The organism is Bacillus sp. CHD6a, from assembly GCF_001293645.1.
In the GTDB taxonomy this organism is placed as follows: Bacteria; Bacillota; Bacilli; order Bacillales; family Bacillaceae_I; genus Sutcliffiella_A.
The window spans coordinates 118735-124967 of the sequence record NZ_LBMD01000016.1 but is presented as its reverse complement, the minus strand read 5'-3'; the positions used below and the strand labels follow the sequence as shown (position 1 = coordinate 124967).

Genomic DNA, 6233 nt, shown 5'->3' with positions numbered 1-6233 from the left:
CTACGCCTCCGGTGTCTCCACCTAGCGCTGTCTCCGTCAGGACAAGGAAGGCTTCGGCAGCGTTTCATCACACGAAGAAAATGAGTAGCATTTTTGAGGAGTCTTCGCCTTTTGCTCTAACCCACAGCTGGAAATTACTTGATTTATATTTTTTATCTTTAGAAACAAAGCAAGCCTGATCGTATGTTGATCAGGCTTGCTTCTTTTGGTTAGCGTATTTTTTGATTGAGTAAGCCGACTAGCTCTAGTCCGTGAAGAATTCCGTCTTCTCCCACATCTTTGGTAACATGGTTTGCTACTTTCAATAATTCAGGATGTGCATTTCCCATTGCAACCCCTGTTCCAACGAAATCAATCATTTCAACATCATTCAATCCATCACCAAAAGCATAGACATTTTCTTTCTTAAACGGCAATCTCTCTAGCATCTTTTGAATCCCAATTGCTTTCGATCCGCCTTTCGGGAGGATGTCTGTAGAGTATTGATGCCAGCGGATAAAATCAAAATCCTTATAATCCTCCACATAACTTTGTTGATGCTCATCTTCAATAAACAATAACGCCTGGTAGATTTCTGTTTCATCAAGGAAACTTGGACCAAATTCGGGGTGAATAAACTTTAAGCTTCCCATGCTTTCATTAATGAAGGGATGATTTTCTACATTTGCCTTCATTGTTTCATGATTTAAATACACTAGAGGATGTGACACTTTTTCGGAATTTTGACGTAACAAATGCAATTTCTCAATATTTAAAGGGTTTTTATAAATAACTTCTCCTTCAAACACCACATATTGACCGTTGAAGCTCACAAAAGTATCAATGTCCAATTCTTTGCGTAAATCCTCAAACATGAATGGAGCCCTTCCTGTTGCAATTGCCACATACACTCCTTGTTCCTTCAGCTCTTTTATTGCCTTTTTTGTAGAGTCAGGTAATTCTTTTTGATGGTTCAGCAGGGTCCCGTCTATATCAAAAAACACTATTTTCTTTTCCATTTTTATCACCTTACTTCTTTAGACTGTGACATTTTTTATCACTTTTTGTTTTTTTGCTTTCGTCTTATACGAAGATAAATATACACCACTAAAAATAAGAATCAAACCAAAAAGCATATTAGGAGTTATTTTTTCACCTAATAATAAGCTTCCCCATAACATGGCTGTTATCGGAACAATATACGTGACAAGGGATGCAAACTCTGCACTACCTTCCTTTACCATATAATAATAAAGAAGATATGCGATACCTGATCCAAAAACCCCTAACCCGATCAAAGATACGATAACAGAAGTGCTTCCTATTGCTAGAAAACCGTATGGTTGCATAATAGCCATCATAATCCCCGACAAGATCCCAGCGACTGCTAGCGTACTAAAGGAAATAACCGTGATGGGCGTGTTTTTCAAATGTTTCTTGCTAAGATGCGCACCAAAACCATAGCAAATGGTAGCGCCTAACATCGTTCCTACACCAAGAAGATTATCATGAAACAGTTGAAGAATATTTAATTCCAATAGAACCATGATCCCCATAAAACCTACGCTCACACCTATCCATTGCATTCTTTCCATTTTGCTAGAAAAGATGGAAAAGCCGATTAAAATTGTCCAAATTGGTGTGGTAGCATTTACTACTGAAGCCAGACTGCTACTTATAGATGTTTCACTAACAGCAATAAGTGCCCAAGGAAGAGCATTATTTAAAAGTGCAATAAGAACAATAGGCAGTAAGGGAAGGTTACGCAGTAGTTTTAATTTATTCTGAATAAGGAGCAGAATTAAAAGTGTTCCCGCCCCAAATATGCACCTCCAAAAAACTACTCCCCAAACACCTAGATCCACTACAAGCAATTTTATAAATAGAAAAGACATGCCCCATATCAAACTTAATGTAAATAATGCTGCATACAGTCGCTTCATTCTACTTACCACCTTAATTTTAGGGTAACGAAATAAATATTTATTTTAACCTACATGAAGAAAACGTTTACTGTCAATGAAATTTTATCTTTTGATTATATTGTTTCGAAAGTCAGCTAAAGGGCTTATTCCCAATAGACCATTTATATGTTACTCTGAGTTTAACCATACTAAATTCTACGTATATTGTTGTGTTGCGAAAGCCATTTCCTCATGTACTGAAATTTCGTATATTTACCAGCAACTATTTACTCTGTTTGACGCATATTAACTACTAACAAACAGATCGTACCTAGAGTACAAGGAGTGAAAAGCTTATGCTAAGAAGGCTTAGAAAAAAAATACTGCGTAGAATGAACAATATTCTTAAACGAAAAACAATTGCCTAGTCCCTGTCTTCCATGAGTCCTCCTTCACTGGAGGACTCTTACATATTAGTTATCCATGATTTTTTTCTCCCTCTGTTTCTAATTCCATTCAATTGGAGAAAATAGAGAAGCACTTCTTTTCGATAAAACATGAAATTTCATGATGTATCGTATATAATATAGGGTAATAATGGCTTTTTAGCCAATGACCGGTTATGCTAGAAGGATATTACTAGGAAGCATTATTAAAATTCGCGTTGTCTTTTTGTAAGGAAAAAAGCATTGAAGCTTGACGCAAGATAGTGGGTCGACGGACACTTCCGCCTTTTTCCCTTACATAAAATAACTATATATACTGGCTCTTTTCCTTACTGCCTAAGGAGAGGCGAAGGACCAGACAGATTTTTTTAAGGAGAGATAGCAATGTTATTTAAAGTGTATTTTCAAGAAGATGTAGCTGAAGCACCTGTAAGAGAAAAAACGGAATCTCTTTATGTAGAAGCTTCTGCAGTATATGAAGTCCGCAGAAAACTAAAGGACAAGCCATATAACATAGAATTTATCCAACCTGTATCTGGGGATTTCTATGAGTATGAAAAGCAATCTGAAAACTTTAAAGTATTGGAGATATGATAGACAATGAAATTTGTTAAAAACAATCAAGCAGCAGTCTTCGCTTTAGGCGGGCTGGGTGAGATCGGGAAAAACACCTATGCTGTCCAATTTCAAGATGAAATTATCTTAATTGATGCTGGAATTAAATTTCCTGAAGACGAACTACTAGGAATCGATTATGTTATTCCTGACTATACGTATTTAGTAAAAAACCAAGAAAAAATTAAAGGTCTCTTCGTCACTCACGGTCACGAAGACCACATCGGCGGAATTCCTTACCTACTTCGCGAAGTAGACATTCCGGTTTATGGAGGCAAGCTTGCACTTGGCCTAATTAAAAACAAATTAGAAGAACATGGTCTTCTGCGTAAAGCAAAACTAATTGAAATCCAGGAAGATGATATCATCAAGTTCCGTAAAACTTCGGTGACATTCTTCCGCACCACTCACAGTATCCCTGATTCTTATGGTGTCGTTGTCAAAACACCTCAAGGAAATATTGTTCACACTGGTGACTTTAAGTTTGACTTTACTCCAGTTGGAGAGCCTGCAAACTTAACCAAGATGGCCGAAATCGGAAAAGAAGGCGTCCTTTGCCTGTTATCTGACAGCACAAACAGTGAAATACCTGACTTCACCATGTCAGAACGCCGTGTAGGAGAAAGTATCCAAGACATCTTCCGCAAAGTAGATGGTCGTGTTATTTTTGCTACATTCGCTTCCAACATTCACCGTCTGCAACAAGTAGTAGAAGCTGCTGTAGCTCACGGCAGAAAAGTTGCGGTATTCGGACGCAGCATGGAAGCAGCAATTAATATCGGTCAAGAGCTAGGATATATCCAAGCTCCAAAAGATACCTTTATTGAAACAAATCAAATTAACCGCATGCCGGCAAACAAAGTCACAATCCTTTGTACCGGAAGCCAAGGGGAACCAATGGCCGCTCTTTCAAGAATTGCCAACGGAACCCACCGTCAGATTCAAATTATTCCTGGAGACACGGTTGTATTCTCTTCTTCCCCAATCCCAGGAAACACACTGAGTGTAAACCGCACCATCAACATGTTGTTCCGCGCAGGAGCTGATGTTATCCACGGTTCATTAAGTGACATCCATACATCCGGTCATGGTGGACAACAAGAACAAAAGCTTATGCTTCGATTAATTAAACCAAAGTACTTCATGCCAATACACGGTGAATACCGCATGCAAATTACCCACAAACAGCTTGCCATTGATTGTGGAGTACCTGAAGAGAACTGCTTTATCATGGACAACGGTGAAGTTCTAGCACTTAGCGAAGATGAAGCTTCTGTAGCAGGTAAAATACCATCCGGTAATGTTTACATTGACGGAAATGGTATTGGCGACATCGGAAACATCGTTCTTCGTGACCGCCGCATCCTTTCTGAAGAAGGTCTAGTGGTTGTTGTAGTAAGCATTAACATGAAAGATTTCCGCATCGCTTCTGGTCCAGACATCATCTCTCGCGGATTTGTGTACATGAGAGAGTCCGGTGACTTGATTAATGACGCGCAATCTTTGATTTCCAAGCATCTGAATAAGATCATGGAACGCCGTACAACACAATGGTCTGAAATCAAGAATGAAATAACGGATACGCTTGCTCCATTCTTATATGAGAAAACAAAACGCCGTCCAATGATCCTTCCTATTATTATGGAAGTTTGATTTTGCGGTGAAACAGTTTAAGGAACTCCCCCTGACTTTTTGGTTTGGGGGAGTTTTTTCGTTAGATATGGTAATTGGGGACGGTATGAGGTCCCATTTCGGTGTTCTCTTTATCCTGATGGTCGGGTTTTAAGGCACAGGTGAGATTATTGTAACTTTTCGGAGGTTTATTGTAACTTTTTACATGATGATTGTGACATTTTTGAGCGTCATTATGACTTTTTTAAAGGTTATTGTAACATTTCGTAAATCGAATAAAGTTCCCAATAAAAAACCAGCAAGGTCTCTCTCCTCACTGGTCCACAATAATCTACTTTTAATCCTCCACCACATTCTTCTCAAAACGCGTAATATCCGTATCTGCTCCAATAACAATCAGAATATCCCCTTGTTTAATAGGATCAGTGGCCTGAGGCGAGACAATAATATCCCTCCCCCGCTTGATTGCAACAATGTTTATTCCGTATTTAGCTCGAATATCCAAATCAATCAGCGTGTTTCCATCCAAACGTCTACTAGCAACGATCTCTACGATACTATGTTCATCAGAAAGCTCGAGATAATCCAGAACGTTATTTGACACAATGTTGTGGGCAATTCGTCTGCCCATATCACGCTCCGGATGAACAACCTGATCTGCACCAATGCGGCTTAACACTTTTTCATGATAATCATTTGTCGCTTTAACTGTAATATGCTTTACTCCCAGTTCCTTTAAGATTAGGGTGGTTAAAATACTTGCTTGAATATTGTCACCGATGGCAACGATTACATGATCAAAATTTCGGATACCGATACTCTTGAGCACCGCCTCATCCGTTGTATCGCCAACCACTGCATGTGATGCTATACTAGCAAATTGGTTCACTTTCTCTTCATCATTATCAATTGCAAGGACCTCTACACCCTCGTCACTCAATGCCTGTACCATGCTTCCACCAAAACGACCTAAACCGATAACAGCAAACTCTTTTCTTTTCAACCTTGGTTCCCCCATTTACTCTGGTTTATATAAAACTATTGTACCATAATCCTACCTTTTCTAATGTTGAATATGATTATCTCCAAGAAAAGTTTTCAGAAAATTATTGAATTCCCTTCTAATAAAGTGTAAAATTACACATATATTATAAAAAAGGAGCATTTTGCACCCAATGATGAATCAAGACGAAGCAATCTCTTTACTATCACATAAACTTAAGCTTATCCGAACCGAATATAACTACACACAAGACAGGATGGCAGAAGTGTTGGGAATCTCCAAAAAGACCTTAGTACAGATTGAAAAAGGTCGAACCACAGCAGGCTGGACCGTTTGTGCAGCTACATGTGCCCTTTTCCGGGAAAGCCAAGTATTATCCTCCATTCTGGGTGCTGATCCGTTAGAAGTTATAGAAACGATAGCACACGAGAAAATAGATGCACCAAAGGATAAGACAATGGGCGGAAAAGTATGGTGGAAAGAAATAAAAATGCAAGGGGCATTTCGCCTTCAGCAAAATGTCATCAGTCAGCATTATAGAATTCTTGATGAAATGAATTTCCGGTGGTACAGCTCTTTTGAAAAAGAGGATGCGTTAGAGAGATTAAACGAATTATCAACGCAACAGAAGAAAGGAGAATGACTGAATGGATG

At 38.8% G+C, this 6233-nt stretch carries 6 protein-coding genes; 3 read left to right on the top strand and 3 right to left on the bottom strand.

Annotated features, from left to right (window positions below; genetic code table 11):
• Window positions 1-209: 209 nt before the first annotated feature.
• Window positions 210-998, bottom strand: a complete 789-nt coding sequence (locus AAV98_RS13460; protein ID WP_060666086.1) for a Cof-type HAD-IIB family hydrolase — start codon at window positions 996-998, stop codon at window positions 210-212.
• An 18-nt stretch (window positions 999-1016) separates the two neighbouring features.
• Window positions 1017-1922 (bottom strand): DMT family transporter, encoded by a 906-nt coding sequence (locus AAV98_RS13455; RefSeq protein WP_060666085.1) that lies wholly within the window; start codon window positions 1920-1922, stop codon window positions 1017-1019.
• 791 nt (window positions 1923-2713) lie between these two features.
• On the opposite strand from AAV98_RS13455, the gene AAV98_RS13450 reads away from it, so the two are divergent.
• Window positions 2714-2923 carry a DNA-dependent RNA polymerase subunit epsilon gene (locus AAV98_RS13450; RefSeq protein ID WP_060666084.1) on the top strand — a complete coding sequence of 70 codons (210 nt, stop codon included), beginning with the start codon at window positions 2714-2716 and terminating at the stop codon, window positions 2921-2923.
• 6 nt (window positions 2924-2929) lie between these two features.
• A complete protein-coding gene (gene rnjA / locus AAV98_RS13445; RefSeq protein ID WP_010192757.1) occupies window positions 2930-4597 on the top strand; it encodes a ribonuclease J1 in 1668 nt (555 codons plus the stop codon).
• Between the two features lie 316 nt (window positions 4598-4913).
• Here rnjA and AAV98_RS13440 read toward each other — a convergent pair whose 3' ends face one another.
• Window positions 4914-5594, bottom strand: a complete 681-nt coding sequence (locus AAV98_RS13440; RefSeq protein ID WP_060666083.1) for a potassium channel family protein — start codon at window positions 5592-5594, stop codon at window positions 4914-4916.
• 160 nt (window positions 5595-5754) lie between these two features.
• On the opposite strand from AAV98_RS13440, the gene AAV98_RS13435 reads away from it, so the two are divergent.
• Window positions 5755-6222 (top strand): helix-turn-helix transcriptional regulator, encoded by a 468-nt coding sequence (locus AAV98_RS13435; RefSeq protein WP_060666089.1) that lies wholly within the window; start codon window positions 5755-5757, stop codon window positions 6220-6222.
• Window positions 6223-6233: the final 11 nt, after the last annotated feature.